The sequence below is a fragment of the Candidatus Equadaptatus faecalis genome (genome assembly GCA_018065065.1).
Classification (GTDB): Bacteria; Synergistota; Synergistia; order Synergistales; family Synergistaceae; genus Equadaptatus; species Equadaptatus faecalis.
Map to the genome: position 1 here is coordinate 1 of JAGHTZ010000039.1, position 15,992 is coordinate 15,992.

At 50.3% G+C, this 15,992-nt stretch carries 16 protein-coding genes; all 16 read right to left on the bottom strand.

Translation table 11 applies throughout. The annotated features are described in order from the left end of the window. The coding region (locus KBS54_03140; protein ID MBQ0055124.1) for an ABC transporter permease at positions 1–959 on the bottom strand (959 nt) is incomplete at its 3' end. After that, positions 956–1,948 carry an ABC transporter ATP-binding protein gene (locus tag KBS54_03145; GenBank protein MBQ0055125.1) on the bottom strand — a complete coding sequence of 331 codons (993 nt, stop codon included), beginning with the start codon at positions 1,946–1,948 and terminating at the stop codon, positions 956–958. The genes KBS54_03140 and KBS54_03145, both read right to left, overlap by 4 nt. Next, on the bottom strand, positions 1,945–2,877 hold the full coding sequence (locus KBS54_03150; GenBank protein MBQ0055126.1) for an ABC transporter ATP-binding protein: 933 nt from the start codon (positions 2,875–2,877) through the stop codon (positions 1,945–1,947). The genes KBS54_03145 and KBS54_03150 overlap by 4 nt, the downstream gene beginning before the upstream one ends. A 1-nt stretch (position 2,878) precedes the next feature. Further along, on the bottom strand, positions 2,879–3,868 hold the full coding sequence (locus KBS54_03155; GenBank protein MBQ0055127.1) for an efflux RND transporter periplasmic adaptor subunit: 990 nt from the start codon (positions 3,866–3,868) through the stop codon (positions 2,879–2,881). Between the two features lie 230 nt (positions 3,869–4,098). Next, positions 4,099–5,055, bottom strand: a complete 957-nt coding sequence (locus KBS54_03160) for a magnesium transporter CorA family protein (GenBank protein ID MBQ0055128.1) — start codon at positions 5,053–5,055, stop codon at positions 4,099–4,101. 373 nt (positions 5,056–5,428) lie between these two features. Continuing rightward, positions 5,429–6,115: an OmpH family outer membrane protein gene (locus tag KBS54_03165; GenBank protein ID MBQ0055129.1), complete on the bottom strand. Its 687-nt coding sequence runs from the start codon at positions 6,113–6,115 to the stop codon at positions 5,429–5,431. A 71-nt stretch (positions 6,116–6,186) separates the two neighbouring features. Next, entirely contained in the window at positions 6,187–7,446 is a 1,260-nt protein-coding gene (gene larA / locus KBS54_03170; protein MBQ0055130.1) for a nickel-dependent lactate racemase, read from the bottom strand. A 97-nt stretch (positions 7,447–7,543) separates the two neighbouring features. Further along, entirely contained in the window at positions 7,544–8,584 is a 1,041-nt protein-coding gene (locus KBS54_03175) for a 2-keto-3-deoxygluconate permease (GenBank protein MBQ0055131.1), read from the bottom strand. Between the two features lie 80 nt (positions 8,585–8,664). Then, complete coding sequence (locus KBS54_03180) at positions 8,665–9,381, bottom strand: hypothetical protein (GenBank protein ID MBQ0055132.1); 717 nt, start codon at positions 9,379–9,381, stop codon at positions 8,665–8,667. Between the two features lie 65 nt (positions 9,382–9,446). After that, a complete protein-coding gene (locus tag KBS54_03185) occupies positions 9,447–9,902 on the bottom strand; it encodes a GatB/YqeY domain-containing protein (protein ID MBQ0055133.1) in 456 nt (151 codons plus the stop codon). A gap of 2 nt (positions 9,903–9,904) precedes the next feature. Further along, positions 9,905–10,093 carry a 30S ribosomal protein S21 gene (locus KBS54_03190; protein MBQ0055134.1) on the bottom strand — a complete coding sequence of 63 codons (189 nt, stop codon included), beginning with the start codon at positions 10,091–10,093 and terminating at the stop codon, positions 9,905–9,907. 222 nt (positions 10,094–10,315) lie between these two features. Further along, complete coding sequence (locus KBS54_03195; protein MBQ0055135.1) at positions 10,316–11,632, bottom strand: MiaB/RimO family radical SAM methylthiotransferase; 1,317 nt, start codon at positions 11,630–11,632, stop codon at positions 10,316–10,318. 49 nt (positions 11,633–11,681) lie between these two features. Next, positions 11,682–12,854, bottom strand: a complete 1,173-nt coding sequence (locus KBS54_03200; GenBank protein ID MBQ0055136.1) for a dicarboxylate/amino acid:cation symporter — start codon at positions 12,852–12,854, stop codon at positions 11,682–11,684. A 14-nt stretch (positions 12,855–12,868) separates the two neighbouring features. Then, the gene (locus tag KBS54_03205; GenBank protein MBQ0055137.1) at positions 12,869–14,149 is read right to left on the bottom strand and encodes a serine dehydratase subunit alpha family protein; all 1,281 of its coding nucleotides are present in this window, start codon (positions 14,147–14,149) and stop codon (positions 12,869–12,871) included. 218 nt (positions 14,150–14,367) lie between these two features. Further along, positions 14,368–15,144, bottom strand: coding sequence for a 16S rRNA (uracil(1498)-N(3))-methyltransferase (locus tag KBS54_03210; GenBank protein MBQ0055138.1), 777 nt, complete (start codon positions 15,142–15,144; stop codon positions 14,368–14,370). Next, positions 15,119–15,991 carry a 50S ribosomal protein L11 methyltransferase gene (locus tag KBS54_03215; protein MBQ0055139.1) on the bottom strand — a complete coding sequence of 291 codons (873 nt, stop codon included), beginning with the start codon at positions 15,989–15,991 and terminating at the stop codon, positions 15,119–15,121. Before KBS54_03215 ends, KBS54_03210 begins: the two co-directional genes overlap by 26 nt. Position 15,992: the final 1 nt, after the last annotated feature.

Sequence of the window (15,992 nt, forward strand, 5' to 3'; positions counted from 1 at the left end):
AAAAATTTCGGCATCGATTCAATCGGGAATATAAAGCCGGAGAGCATAACGCTCGGCAGTATGATAAAGGTTGAAAGCTGCAATGCCTGAAGCTGGTTGTCCGAGAAGGTTGAAATCATTATGCCGAAAGCAAGGTCGGAAACGACGTAGAAGAAAGTCAGCAGCATAAAGAGCGGCATACTTCCGACAAAAGGCATGTCAAAAAATATCATTCCTATTGCGAGAGAAAGCACAATCTGAAGATAGCCTATGATAATGTACGGGCATATTTTGGAGAGCAGAAGCTCCCACGCCTGCATAGGCGTTACAAGCAACTGTTCGAGCGTACCTTGTTCCGCCTCGCGGACTATCGCCATTCCCATAAGGGTAATCAGCGAAATGCTCAGCAGAAGCCCCATAATGCCCGGAATCATGTACCATGAGGTCACAAAGTCAGGGTTGTACCACAGCTTTGTTCTCATTTCAACTAACTGCCCGCTGAGGTTAATACCGTGCCGCATTGCCTGCTGCCTCAGCAGTTCGTTTGATTTCAGTATGCCGAGAGTCTGCGCGGCAGCCATTGCGGAATTTGCCGAAAGGCTGTCCGTGGCGTCAACTATCACCTGCAGCTTCGTGTTTCTGCCGCCGTGTATTTTCGACGCGTAGTCAGACGGAATAATCAGTCCTATCTTTGCATAACCTGCCTGCACGGCTTCGTTGACCTCGTTGACGGAGTTCGCGTAAAGCTTTATGTCAAAATAGTTGCTGGAGGTAAAGGAGCGTATCATTTCGCGGCTGTCCTGCGAGCGCGACTGGTCAAAAACAGCCGTCCACACGTGCTTGATGTCCATGTTCACGGCAAAGCCGATAATAAACAGCTCAACAATCGGCATTACAAGAAGTATGGCAAGCGTTATTTTATCGCGCAGCGTCTGTTTGAATTCCTTTACGACGAGCGCTCTCAATCTGCTGTTTTTCATGCTTTTGCCTCCCTGGCGCGGCTTTTTATCTGCGAACTGCCGGCGCCTGAAATTCTTCCGCCTTCCATTGCCTTGCCCGATTCAGACTTGACGAGGTAGGCAAAGACATCCTCCATGGACGGCTCTATTTCTTCAATTTCCGCGCCGGACAGAAGTCCTTCGCGTTTAAGTTCCCTGTCTCCTTCAACAATGACGTGCAGCTTGTCACCGTAGAAATATGAATCTATAAGCGGCATTCCGAGCGCGCCGTCCTGTATCTCCGCAAGCAGTTCCATGCCGTTTGCCGCCTGAATTTCGTACAGTCTGCCCGGGATTTTTTTCTTGAGCGCGGCGGGAACATCGTCTGCAATCAGTTTCCCGAAATATATGAACGCCACCTTGTCACAGTGCTCCGCTTCGTCCATAAAATGCGTTGTGACCATTATTGTTGTTCCGTCTGCGGAAAGTCCGTAGATAATGTCCCAGAAAAGCCTTCTCGCCTTCGGGTCAACACCGCTTGTCGGTTCGTCAAGGAACAGGATTTTCGGTTTGTGGACTATCGCGCAGCCAAGCGCAAGCCTCTGCCGCCAGCCGCCCGTCAGCACCGAAGTCATTGTATCCTCTCTGCCCGTCAGTCCCGCCAGTTCAAGCATTTCAGGAATGCGTACCGCTTTTTCTTCTTCGCTGAGACCGTAAAGCCCGGCGTAAAATTCAAGATTTTCTCTCGCAGTAAGGTCAGGATAAAGACTGAATTTCTGCGACATATAACCTACTTTGTTTTTGATTTCCTGCGACGAGCGGGCGAGGTTCATTCCGAGCACAAGCCCTTCGCCCGAGGTGGCGGCAAGAAGACCGCAAAGCACCTTCATCGTTGTTGTTTTTCCGCTTCCGTTAGGCCCCAGAAAGCCGTAAATCGTTCCTTCCTCAATCTGCATGGAAACATTGTCAACAGCCGTGAAGGAGCCGAATTTTTTCGTCATGTTTTTGGTTTCTATGACTACTCTGCTCATTTCTCGCCGTCTCCTCCGGCAAACGCGACAAACAAATCTTCAAGGGCGGGCGTAAGCTCCGTCATGCCCGGAAACGCAACACCTTTTGCTTCAAAGTGACGTTTTATAGAATTTTGCGCCGCTTCCGCGTCGCTGACCGCAATATGATAATTTGAACCGAACATATTCGCGTCAACAACACCATCGCATGCGAGCAGCGCCGGTTTGGCCCGCCTGTCCGCGTATTCGAGCTTGAAAATACGGTGCGGATAGCGGGAGACAAGTTCTTCCGTCGTTCCTATGTCAAGCAGCTTCCCCTTGCTTAAAAACATTTTTCTCGAACAAAGCGCGGCTTCGTCCATATACGGGGTAGAAACAACTATGGTAAGACCCTCCGAAGCGTTAAGCTCATAAAGCATTGCCCAAAACTCGCGGCGCGCTACTGGGTCAACGCCGGTCGTAGGTTCGTCAAGAAACAGTATTTTCGGAGTGTGAAGCAGTCCCGTGGCAAGGGCAAGCTTCTGTTTCATACCGCCTGAAAGCTTGGCAGCCGGTCTGTCCTTAAACGGAAGCAGTCCGGTACGTCCCAGAATTTCCTCAGCTTTCGCAATGGTCGTTTCGTGCGAAGCACCGTAAAGCGAACCGAACAGAAGCGCGTTCTCAATGACGGTCAAATCAGGATAAAGCCCGAAACGCTGCGACACGTAGCCTGCGTGGCTGCGCGCTTTTTTCCTGTCCGTACTGCCAAGAAGCCTGCACTCGCCTTCGTCAGGATTGATAATTCCCATTGCTATGCGGATAAGCGTCGTTTTGCCTGAGCCGTCAGGACTTATTAAACCGAAGATTTCCCCGCGGTGTATTTCAAAACTTACATCAGACAGCGCTGTAATGCTGCCGAATCTTTTGGTGACGTGTTCGTAACTGAGGGCGGTTTCTTCCGAAAGCGGCATTTTAGTCGTTGTTCAGTCTCACGTCCGCAGGCATTCCGGGCTTCAAAACGCCCTCTTGATTGTCAAGCGTAACCTTAACCCAGAACACCATATTTGAGCGCTCATTCTGCGTAAGCGACAGTCTCGGATTGTATTCTGCCTGGTCGTTGACCTTTGTTACCTTGCCGAGAAAAACACTGTCAGGGTACGCGTCAATCGTTACGTCCGCCGTCTGTCCAACGCGGACAAGACCAAGCTGCGAAGAAGGAATGTAAATCTTGACCCAGCATTTGTCGTTTCTGCCTACGGTCGCAAGCGGTGAACCTGCCGCTATGACGTCGCCCTCCTCGTAATTTTTCGTAAGCACGACACCGTCAACAGGCGAACGAAATTCCTTGTACGAAAGTCCTGTTTTCGCACGCTCAACCTCTGCGGCAAGGCGTTTTACGTTAGCTTCGGCGGCGGCTATATCCTCTGCGCGGTTACCGCGGGCAAGCAGCCTGTACTGCTCTTCGGCGGCATTTGCCGCCTCCCGCGCAGCGTTTGCCTTTTCGGAGGCAAGTTCAGCCTGACGCGCCGCAACGGCGCCCTCCTCTGCCAGCCTGTCAAAACGATTTTTGTCCCGCAGAGCCTGATCGTATTGTATTTTAGCGGCGGAGGCGTTTGCCTTTGCGGCGGAAACCTGCTCTGACCTGAAACCGTTTCTGAGCTGCGCAAGCTGCGCCTGCGCGGCGGCAAGACCTGCCTGTGCGGAGGCAAGAACGTCGTCCGCCCCGTCAAGAGAAAGCTTTGCCACAAGGTCCCCTTTTTTGACGTCCTGTCCCTCGTCAATGTACAGCTTGTCAATGCGTCCGCCTGCCTGAGGCGCAAGCTGAACCTCAAGCACTTCAATCATGCCCGAAGCCCTTACGTATTCGGGAACCCTGCTGCGCTGCTTAAAATAACGGAAACCAAAAGCAATGACCGCAAACAAAATTACCGCAAGAACAATCTTTTGAACGATACCCCTCATGGCACCAACCTCCACCGCAATAAATTTCTGCAAGTATGACAGTATTTTATATCATGGGAACCGGCAAAACAATACGTAATTTGGCGGAGAGCCTGTTTATTTCGTTTGTATGAGCGTCAAAAGAGAACAATATCCCTGCAGGGCAGCGTGTATTTCAAAACAGAAAATCAGGGCAGCATACACAAACGGGGCGCGGAGAAATTCCGTGTCCCGTTTTTTGTTTTACGTTATCAGAAGAAGTTCTTTTTCCAGAGAATTATAACCGTTATGACTGATATGAACAGCGCAAGCAGCAGTGCGTAAAGAAATCCCAGCGGATTTCCCGCCCACGGCACCGGCACGTTCATTCCCCAAAGTCCCGAAATCATTGTCGGTATAGCAAGAACAATAGTTACCGAGGCAAGGAATTTCATAACTATGTTCAGATTGTTTGAAATGACGGAACCGAAAGCGTCCATCATTCCTGTGAGAACGTCCGCCTGTACCTGAGCCATTTCTATGCCCTGGTCGTATTCAATGCGTACGTCGTCAAGCAGATCCTCGTCTTCCTCGCGTATTTTGATTATGTGCGCCAGCTGCGGGTTAGAGCAGACACGCAGCAGACGTTCGATAACGACCTTGTTTGAGCGGAGCGATATTGAATAGTAGGTCAAACCTTTCTGCAGTCCGAGCAGCTGAAACAGCTCCACGTTTTTCATTGAGCGGCGCAGATCTTTTTCAATCTCGTCAGATTTTCTCGTTATCTGGCGCAGGTCTTTCAGAAAAAGCGCTGCCGAACAGTAAAGCAGCTGGAACAGAAAACGAGTGCGTTTGAAGGTTGAAAACGCCCTGTAGCGGTTTCTTGCAAACGGGTCAAATACGGCGTTGTCCTTCTGGCAGATGGTTACAATGTAATCAGGCGTTACGACTATGCCAAGAGGAATAGTGTCGTATTCGTCGCTGCCGGGCTCTCTGTCAACAGGAACGTTGACAAGAACAAGTATCTGGTCGTCTTCGGTTTCAATACGCGACGTTTCTTCAGGGTCAAGAGCGGCGCGTATAAAGTCCGACGGAGCGCCTGTAAGTTTTTCAATCTCACGCAGCTCGTCGTGCGTCGGATGAATGAGATTGACCCATGAACCGGGCTCTATCGTATCCAGCGTCAGCGCTGTGAGCCCTTTTTCCATCGTTTTTAAGATTTCAAGCATGTGATTTCCCCCTGTCTGTACACGTCACAAACGAACGGCTGCACCGCTCATAAATGTATGTACTGAAGATAACGGGGTGAAAGAAAGGGAATTTTTCTTCACGCCCGGCGCCTGCCGGACGTGCGGAACAGTCCGGATCAGGCAGTGAACAATCGGCAAGACAACGGTTCGGAACCGTTACTACAACTGCTTTCCATTACTGCTCCCTTCTCCGGAGACAAACTCCGGCTGAAATTTATAGCCTACAGATTTTAAGCCACACTCACAAATTGGTCAAGTATGGATCATCAAAATTCGCCAATACGTCGTAAAACCATCGCAAAACTAAAAGCGGGATTATTCCCGCTTTTAGTTTTATCGTGTTCAGAAAAAGCTATTTTGTAATAAAATTGCTTATTTTCCGCTGTGTCAACTGCGCCGATATCTGTTTTGCATCTGCTGTGTTTGCTGCAGGAATGCGCGCGCGCCAGATTTTTCTTCCGTTTTTGTCAACACCTTCACAGGTATAAGCATTGGAAAAACCGAGCTTTACGGCTTTGGCAACAAGTGCGTCAACACCGTCTTTATTAGGCGAAGAACCAAACTGAACCTGAACCGCTGAATTATTCTGTATTATCTGAACAGAAACAGGTTTTTGATCCGGCTGACTGCTTTCAGCTTTTCTGACAGGTTTTGCCTGTGCTTTTTGTGATTCTGCGGAATTGAGTTTCGCTATCACGTCATTTGTAATATCAATTCCCTTTTTGCCTGTTGCGACATCATATACGGCCTGAAGATTTTTTTCCTCAGCCACAGCGGCAGTCGCTTTCTGGATTTCAACAGATACAGGGAGAAAAAAGTCAAGTTGCTGTGCTTTGAGCTGTTTGCTACATTCCTCCGTCATCTGCTGTCTGCGGCTTTCATTTTTGGTTTGGCTACATCTTATGGACAGTTCCCGCATCTTTTGCTGCACTATTGCATTCCATGTTTTCTGCGCTTTTTTGTATGCGGAATAACTGCCACATACACGCTTCAAATCAACAACACCGTTTTGCGCAAATGCCGGTGCCGCAAAAAACATAACTGCCAAAATACAGACAAGACAATTCCTAACTGGGCTCAATCTGCTTTCCCCTGCCGTGTCAAAACAGGCTATTTGACTATTACTGAAATTCCGTTGGGGATTACCGTAACCTTTGCGTCCCTGCCTTTTTTGGCAAATGCCATTTCCATTGCCTCGTCAAGCGACGGCGCGAAGCTCATTTTCATATCCGTAAGTTCTTTGCGGAGCGGCTCGCGCGAAACAAAGATTACTTCGTGGTTGATAAGAATTCTTGCGAGCACCTGGCTCTGCCACTGGTCCGGCGGCGTCTGGTCCATAGGCGTTGCCATGAATTCATCGTACAGCGACTGCGCGTCTTTGCAGCCTGCAAGCTGTTTGTAGAAGTTCGCTCCGCCCATGCCGTCGGCACATTCGGCGCAGACAATAATCACCGCGCCTTCGGCGGCGCTGGCTTCGGCTGCCGTCATACTCTTGACGCACTGGTAAATGTTCTGGTCAAGCGGCGCTCCGCCGTTGGTTGTCACGACTATGTCACCGGGTACAGGCGAAACCTTGCAGTAGCTGTCGAGGAAATCGCAGCCTGCGCGGTGCGCCGTAACAGGGTTGCCGGCGAAAGCCGCAACCGTTTTGTGCGCTTCGTCAACTATGACGTTGACTATGTAGGCAAGCTTCGCAAGACGCGCGGCTTCTATCATGTCAATATGAATCGGGTTGTTGTCAAGAATGCCGGTGCGCGAGTATTCGCTGTCGATAAATTTGCTGCAATGGTTTCCGACGACCGTTACCCTGTCGCATACGCCGGGGAGAATTGATTTTCTTCCGCCTGAGAAGCCGGCGAAGAAATGCGGCTCAATAAAGCCTTCCGCCACGAGCAGGTCGGTTTCAACCGCTGCTCTGTCGATTACGAGCGGTGCACCCGAAGGAAGCGTTCCGATGTTCACGCAGTTTTTGTCGCAGTCGTGAACGATTATTTTTTCGTTTTCAAAAATTTCGTCGCCGAGTTTGCCGCGAAGCTCGTCCTTTGTTGTTTCGCGGTGGCAGCCTGTCGCCACAAGAAGCGTGACGTCAATGTCGGGGCTGCCCTGACGGAGTTCGCGGAGCATATTGGGAAGAATGTCTTTGCTCGGAACAGGGCGCGTGTGGTCGGATATGATAATCGTGCAGGTCTTCTTTCCCTTTGCGATTTCATAAAGCGGCGCAGAGTCAATGGGGTTGTCCATTGCTTCCTTAACGAGTTCAAGCCCTGATTTAGTTCCTGCGAGTTTGTCTATGTTTGAGGTTATTACACCTGAATTTTCAGGGAAATCGTATTCAAGTTCCTGATGTCCGTAAGGGAGTTTTATAAGCATGCTTCTGCCTCCTTGTTTTAAGAAAGGAGCGTGCAGGGCATTAAAGCCGCTGCACGCCCTTGGTTGTTAAGCGTTAAATGCTGAGAACAGCAAAGAACTATATCTTGTGTTCTTCTTCCGTGTAGTCAACACCCTTGAGGTCGATTTTGTGACCTGTTGCTTTTTCCTCAAGTTTGAAGAGGAAGTTGCAGAGGATCGGGCAGCAGACTGCGCAGATGAGGATTGCCGCTACAACCTGAATGGTTGCTGATTCAAGAACCGGTGCAAAACGCGGGTCTGCCGAGGCGATTGCCGCCGGGGTCGCGACTGCGTTTCCTGCGATTGAACCGACAGCTGCTCCCGGTACGCATGTAACGCGGTGTTTCTTCGGGATGAAAATCATGTAGAGGAAATAGCCGCCGACACCGGTGATGAGAAGCGTAAGAAGTGCAAGGAGTACGCCGGGGCCGCCTGCAGCGATTGCCTTACCGAAGTTGAGGCCGCAGCCGAGCGGGAATGAGAAGAGGAAGATTGAAATGAAGATACCCGGTTCAAGGAATTTCGCCATTTTCTTGTCAAGGTTGCCAAGAAGCATACCAAAGAGAACCGGTGCGATCGTCGCAAGAAGCATCTGCCAAGGAATAACGGCAACGCCTGCGCCTGCGAGTGAGCACATTTCATAGAACGGGCCGTCGTTTGTCGAGATGATTGCGAGGGCTCCGAGGTCTTCCTTGTCACCGTAATGTGAAACGAGTCCGCCGTAGAGTCCGCCGTTTGAGTTGGACATGTTGACGAGCGCGAGTGCTGAAAGTCCGCAGACTGTTCCCGTAGGTCCGTAGAGACGGCCGACGATCATTGCAGGGACAACGCCGAGGATGACTTTGCTGAAATTAATGACCATTCCTTTGTAGAATGCCATCGGTGAGCTCTTGAAGGAAATCTGCGCTCCGGTGCAGACGAGAAGCATTGCGATAAGGCAGAGCGCGCCTTCTTTGAACCATTTTACCCAAAGTGAGCCGGCTATTGTGGTCGTAACCTTCGGGTCAACGAGTGCCGGGAAGAACGTGTTAATCGTCGCGCCGACGAGGAGCGGGATAAACATGATTCCGCCGGGGATCTTCTTGAGGGTATCAAGAATAGGGACTTCTCCAAGTTTCATAACTGAACATCTCCTTAAGGATTTTATGGTGCTGTTACAGTGTGTATATTGTAGCCATAAATTTTTCTAATGTAAAGTACCTATTTTGTTTTTTTTGCCCTGTCCACGGCAAGCACGTAATCCTTGAAATCAACAGGTTCAATGACTCTCCAGCCACGTTTCCCCAAGGGCTCGAGCTTAAGTCTCAGCACAAAATTCTGATCCAGCTCCGTATTGTAAACCGTAACCGCTACAAGCGCCCCGTTTTTGTCTTTTTGGTGCGTCGCGACTTTTTTAATCTCGCTGTGGTCAAAATCAATAGTTTCCTTCAATAGATTTGCGGGATTGACCTTTTCAATAAGTTCCATTACCCCGTCACCGGCTCTGTCAAGCAGTCTGTCCGCCGCGTCCAGCGCCTTCTCCTTAATACCGCTTTTAAGGGACGGTGTACTCTCCTGTTCCGGCGTTTCCTGTTCCGCACCGTCTCCCGCAATTCTTTCAAGCACGCATTTTTTGGCGTAAGGCACCGCAAGCGGTTTTACCAGCCTGTAAATTCCTGTCATGGCGGCATAGGTTATCAGTTTGGAATTCCCGCTTTCAGAAACAGCTGCTATTCCATCGTCATATACGCGGCTGATAAAGCTGTCAAGCGACACGTATTTCTCAAACGCTTCAACGTCATGTTTTTTCGCCGCTTTCTGAAGCGCCAGGAGCGATTTCAGCGGCGAATTGTGCAGATCCATAAGGTTCAGCGCCTGTGCCTGTACCGTACCGAGCATAAAAATCAATGCCACAAGCAGCGCAATTTTTTTCTTCATTTCAAAACCTCCGGATAAATCCCCGCAAAAAACAAAAACGCCGGTTACCGGCGTTTTTGATACTGTTAAAGCGAGGACAAATATTTCTGAACTGCCTGGCGTACCCTGTTCCCGTCCGCCTGTCCTTTGACGGCAGCCATTGCCTTGCCCATAACCCTGCCCATGTCCTTCGGACCTGAAGCGCCTGCGCTCTGTGCCGCTTCCGCGACAAGCTTTTCAAGCTCTTCGTCTTTGAGCTGTGCCGGCTGATAGACCTCAAGGATTTTTGCTTCCGCAAGTTCCCTTTCAGCCCTGTCGGCCGCACCGCCGCTCTTGTAGAGCTCTGCGGCTTCATTGCGCTGTTTTATGAGCCGTCTGACAATCAAAAGCACGTCGTCATCGGTAAACTCCGCGTCCTTGCCTTTCTCAACCTGTGCGACCTGCACGGCTGATTTCAGCATACGCAGGACAGCAAGTTTGACGTCGTCCTTGTCTTTCATAGCCTGAACAAGGTCAGACTGTATCTGAGACAGCAGAGCCATAATTAGTAGCTCGACCTCCTGCCCTTGCTGCGTGCCATTTCCTGTTTTTTGCGTTTTTTAATTTCGCTGGGTTTTTCGTAATGCTCATGTTTCTTTGCCTCACGAAGCACGCCCACCCTGCGGACCTCACGTTTGAAGCGTTTGAGCGCGTCTTCAATCGATTCGTTGTCACGTCTTGTAATGGTGGTCATCGTACGTTCCCCCCTTTCAGGAAAACCGCCGCAACGATGCAGCAGCATGTATCAAAATTCCGATTTGGTAATTATAGCACACTTTTTCTTTCTGTGTTATAAAATTTTAAATTATATTCCCAGGAGCCGAAAAATTTCACCTTTGCTCTGCAACGCTCTTAATTCCTCTCAAACAAACTTCTCTGAAAGTGAAAACTTCTGTAAGTGAATATTTTATACCTTCTAATCTTCTTCCCCGTTCCAGGAAGCGCTTCCGTCCGTCAAAACACCGTTTGAATATTCAGTTGCCGTAACCTTTACGAAATCGCGTTTCCTGACTTCTTCCGGCGCTTTTGCCGCAACGCGCACGTATTCCGGCGTAAGCCCCGTCATAATTCCGTCCTTTACTTCCTCAACCAGAATTTCAACAGGGCGGTTAAGCCACTGCGAACAGTATTCGCGATGCAGCCTTCCGGCAGTTTCAAGCGTAATTTCCTCGCGCTGCCTGACTTCCGCATCGCCGGCGCGGGGACGCTCCGCCGCTGCAGTTCCGCCGCGCGGAGAATAAGGGAAGACGTGCATTTTGCCGAAGCACATTTCTTCGGCAAAGGCAAGACTGCGTCTGAACGCCGCGTCATCTTCCCCCGGGAAGCCGAGCATAAAATCCGTGCTGACGTGAACGGTTTCTCCGAGCTTGTTTCTTATCCTTTCAACCGCACGGGCAAAATCCGCCGCCGTATAGCCTCGGTTCATCAGTTTAAGCACACCGTCGTCCCCGCTTTGAAGCGGCACGTGCAGATGTCTGCAGAAAGCGGAAGTACCGGCAAGAACGTCAAGCAGCTCGTCCGTTACGGCAAGAGGCTCGATAGAACCGAAACGTATGCGTTTCAGCCCGTCGATTTCGCCAAGCGCGCGTACAAACTCCGGCAGTCTTTCGTAAAGTCCGAGATGAACGCCGGTCAGCACAATTTCGGGACATTTTGCCTTAACAATCCGCTTCGCTTCCTCAAAAGCGTCGTCAAAATCACGCTGAACAGACCTGCCGCGCACAAACGGAACTATGCAATAGCTGCAAAAATGGTCGCAGCCGTCCTGAAGCTTCAGAAAAGCCCTCGTGTGAAGCCGCGGAGCGTCAAGCTGCAGTGCGTCCCAGCTGTCTTCCGTCCGTATATCATCAACATACGCGGCGCTCGGTCTGCCCCCGCACGCAAAATATTCTTCAAGCAGGTCGGGAATAAGATATTTCTGCCTGTTGCCGACGGCAATGTCTATTCCAAGCTCGTCAAGCTGCTCGTCAGTAAGCTGCTGAACGCAGCAGCCGGTCGCGACGATAACTATGTCCGGATGTTCGCGGCGCAGTCTGCGCACCAGCTTGCGGAACTTTCTGTCAGCAGACGCAGTGATTGAACAGCTGACGACAACGGCAAAATCAGGGCGCTGTTCGTAATGATAAGCGCCACGTTTTTCAAGACTGTTAAGAATAGCGTCCGCCTCGTAGAGATTTGTGCGGCAGCCCTGAACCGTTATTGAGAAAAGTTTTTTCCTTAAAAATCCGGACATGTCTTAAAAAAGGCAGGGCGGCACAGCCGCCCTGCCGCTCTCCTTACTCTTATTCTTTCTTCCTGCCGTTGAACATACCGTCAAGCATCATTGCCAAAGCAGCATCGCCTGTGACGTTGCAGGCTGTGCCGAAGCTGTCCTGAAGCGCGAAGATCGTAAGCATTAACGCTGTACCCGTATCATCAAAACCCAGCACGGAGATAATAATTCCAAGAGAAGCCATAACGGTTCCTCCGGGAACTCCCGGGGCGCCGACTGCGAAAATTCCGAGCAGGAATACGAACAGAAGCATTGTTCCAACCGCAGGGATATGACCGTAAAGCACCTGTGAAATCGTCATGACAAAGAAAGTTTCCGTGAGTGCCGAGCCGCAGAGATGAACTGTGGCTCCCATGGGAATCGCAAAGTCTCTGACCTCGTCCGAAAGAGATGTTTTTCTTGCGCAGTCAAGCGCGACAGAAAGCGTCGCGGCTGAGGACATCGTGCCGACTGCCGTCAGGTAGGCGGGACCGTATTCTCTGATGACGTGCCACGGATTTTTCCCTGAAACGGCGCCTCCCGCAAGGTAAAGCACCGTAAGCCAGATATAGTGCATTGCCATAACGATAACGATTATTTTGAGAAATACCGGCGCCTGCTTTGTGATACTGCCTTCGTACGCAAGCGTCGCAAAGGTCGCCGCGATGAAGAACGGCAGAATCGGTATAATAATTTTCTGAACAAGCTGAAGAACTATATCGTTAAACTCGCCGAGAAGTTTCTCAAAATACTCAGCCTTCGCCCAAATTACGCCCATTCCGAGGAACAGCGCAAGCACAAGAGCTGTCATGACAGGGAAAACCGCCGGAATTTCCACCTTGAAAATCAGCTCCGGAATTGCGCGCAGCCCCTCGGGATTTGTAATGATATTGAGCTTCGGAATAAGCACATAACCGGCAATCATAGACATAATGCACGCCAAAACAGTTGAAACGTAGGCAAGAGAAATCATGGCGCCGAGCATTTTGCTCGCGTTTGCCTTAAGCTGGGTAATAGCCGGCGCGATAAAACCAAGCACGATAAGAGGCACCGTAAATGAAATTATCTGACCGAGTATAAATTTAACCGTGTTGATAACGCCGATTGTATTTTCCCCGACGTTCAGACCAATGATTATGCCAAGCGCAACACCCAGCACAAGTTTGAAAATAAGACTGTTGAAAAATCCTTTTTTTTCTGACATTGCCCAATCTCCTTTTATTCTTTCATCATTATGTTTACCGTTACTTCGTCGGTTTCAAGCATTCCCTCCGCGGCAAGCGTTCCGACGTTTTCTATCGTCTTTTCCGCGCTTGCGCCGATTATGCCTTCGCCGGAAAGCAACGCCCTGCCTTTCTTCGCCGCCATATAGCTGTCAAACGCCGATGAAATTCCGGCGGCGATTTTACAGGCGCAGGAGCTCTTTGCCCCGTCGCAGATGATGCCTGAAACGGTTCCAAGCGTGTTGGAAACCGCTGTTTTAATCTTCTCAAGCGGAAGTCCGTCAAGATACGCGAACGCTCCGCTCACTCCCGCGCAGGAAGCCATTGCCCCGCAGTACGCCGACAGTCTGCCTATCAGCGTCTTGATATGAATTGCGGTAAGGTGCGAGAAGAAAAGTCCGCGAATAAGCCTGTCGCGCGGTATGTTCTTCATTTCGCAGAACTTTATTACAGGCAGAGAGCAGGTCATCCCCTGATTTCCGCTGCCGGACGTAGTCATAACGGGCATCGCGCAGCCGTTCATACGCGCGTCGCTTCCGGCGGCGGTAAAAGCGGTGATATTGTTCTTGAGATCGTTTCCGTAGACGCCCTCTTCTATACCTTCCTTTATCGTCTTGCCGATACCGATACCCCACTGATTTTTCAGTCCCTCTTCGGCAATCGCGCTGTTATATTCGATTACCTGCTCAAAAAGAGGCTCTATCAGCGAAAGCTCTATGCTGTTCGCGGTATCGTAAATCAAATCTATCGTAAGAAAAGAATCGTCCGTTATCGTTTCGTCTGAAGAACCGCAGCCCTTCGCAAGCTTCTCGGAAACGCCGTTCTTTTCAAGCCTCGTGATATTCGTGTGGTACTTCTGAATTTCAACAACAGCCCTGTCAGAACCTTTAACACCCTCAAGCCTTATGTAAAGCTTCTCATCGGTATGCTCAAAACAGCTTGTTACCCTTCCGGCTTTCACGTAGGCTTCAACCTCAGGCAGTCTGCTTTGGTCGGCATTTGCTATAACCATCATTTCCTGCTCCGCGTCCCCGAGCAGAACACCCATGGAAACAGCCGCCTCAATACCCACCATACCGCCCGAAGCAGGAATTTTAACGCTCTTAACGTTCTTAATCATATTGCCTGAAAGATACGCCCGAACTTCGTCAGGCACACCGCCAAGCTCCTCCGTCAGCTTTGCTCCCGCATAGGCAATGGCTATCGGCTCGGTACAGCCCTGAGCAGGGACAATTTCCTCAGACAGAATGCTGAGAATCTTCTCCGGCTCATTCATACCGCACTCCCCCCTCTTGCAAGCGCAGCCTGCGCTCAAAACTCAAAAATTTTTCGTAAAGTAAATTTTACACTATTAAAACAAAAAAGTCCCGTGAAAAATTCTCCTCTGCGAAAATATAACGGCGCGGGAGAAAATTCCCAAGCCATTTTTTGTTGTTTATATCCGTACGAAACACGTGTAAAAACTTTAAGAGGTCTTGTAATTGTAATTGCCTTTTATGGTAATTGTATTTTATCGTAATTGTTTTTTAGGTCATTGGTTTTTATGGTCATTGCTTCTTGGTTTTTCGCGTTTCCGAGCCAGCCGCAGGCAACGGCGACTGCTGTTGACGCCCGCAGTATCCTGTTTCCGAGGCTGACAGGCACAAAGCCTTCGGCAAGCAGGCGCCGTGTTTCTTCCGGCGTCCAGTCGCCTTCAGGCCCTATCGCGAGCGCCGTTTTTTCGCCGAAAGCTATCCGCGCAAGAGGCTGCGCGTTTTCAGCCAGCAAAGCGGCGTATTTTTCGGCGCATACCGCAGGGAAGTCAAATTTTTCAAACGGCACCGGTTCGTGCAAAACCGGCGGAGTCGCGGCTCCGCTCTGTTTTGTCGCTTCCGCAAGGATTTTGTTCCATCGTGTCATTTTGCCGCCTAGTCTGTCGGTTATTTTCGGTACGGAGCGTTCGCAGGCAAGCAGATATATTTCGCTGACGCCTGTTTCGGCGGCAAAGCGCAATGCTTCGTCAAATTGGTCGTTTTTCAGCAAAGCAAGCAGCAGTTGTATTTCGCGCGCAGCTTTTTTTTCTTTCGTGCGCGACAGTTCAACGGCACAGATTTCTTCCGTTTCGCAGTTTTCAAGGCGCAGCTCAATTTTTTCGCCGTCAAGCAGCCCTTCAACCACAGACCCGTTGTAACAGCGGCGCACTTTTACAAGATGTTTTGCCTGCTCTGCGTCAATTTTCCAGACGCCGTTTTCAAAGCGGCAGCTTTCAAGCCTTAATCTTGGCTGCGACACCCCACCAGTCTCCTTCTCTTTTTTCGGCAACGGGGACAAGCCCGTTTTCGTCAAGGATTTTCAGGAAGCGTTCCCTTTCGTTTTCCACCATGCCTGAAAATACCGCCGTTCCTTTTTTGCCTATGACTGCCGGAACGTCGCATATCATGGTTGAGAGCGGTTCTATGAGTATGTTTGCGAGAAGCAGGTCGGCCGTGTGGTCAAAGCCTTTCAGCAGGTCGCCTGTCGCGAGGTCGATTTTGCTGAGGTCAAGTCCGTTGAGTTCAAAGTTTTTGCGCACTTCGTCTATTACGGCAGGGTCTATGTCGCGGGCGTAGGCTTTCGCCGCGCCTTTTTTGACAGCGTATATCGTGAGTATGCCCGAACCCGTGCCTATGTCAGCGGTTGTAATGCCCGGCTTCGCGTATTCTTCCATGAAGCGGAGAACTATCTGCGTGCTTTCGTGATAGCCCGTGCCGAAAGCACAGCCAGGGTTGATGTAGAGCGGCATTCTGCCGGCTTCTTCCGTTCCCTTGTGCCACGGGGCGAGCACGACTATGTTTTCGCCTACGTTGAGCGGAGGGAAGGCTTCTTCCGCCTGCACGTTCCACGGCTGATTTTCAAGTTTTCCGAAGTCTTCGATTTTTATCTCCGGAAATTCTTTCATCGCGTCAAGCAGTTTGTTTTTCCAGTATTCAAGAGGTTCGTTGCTGCGATAGTACGCGCGCAGCGTAACCCTGCCCGACGCAAGCTCGTCAAATTCCGTTCCTATGCTTTCCGTGTTGTCCGTAAGCGAGAAGAGAACGTCGTCAAGCTCGCGTTCAGCGCTTAGTGTTACGTACCACCAGAATGAGTCCATCTGCGTCACC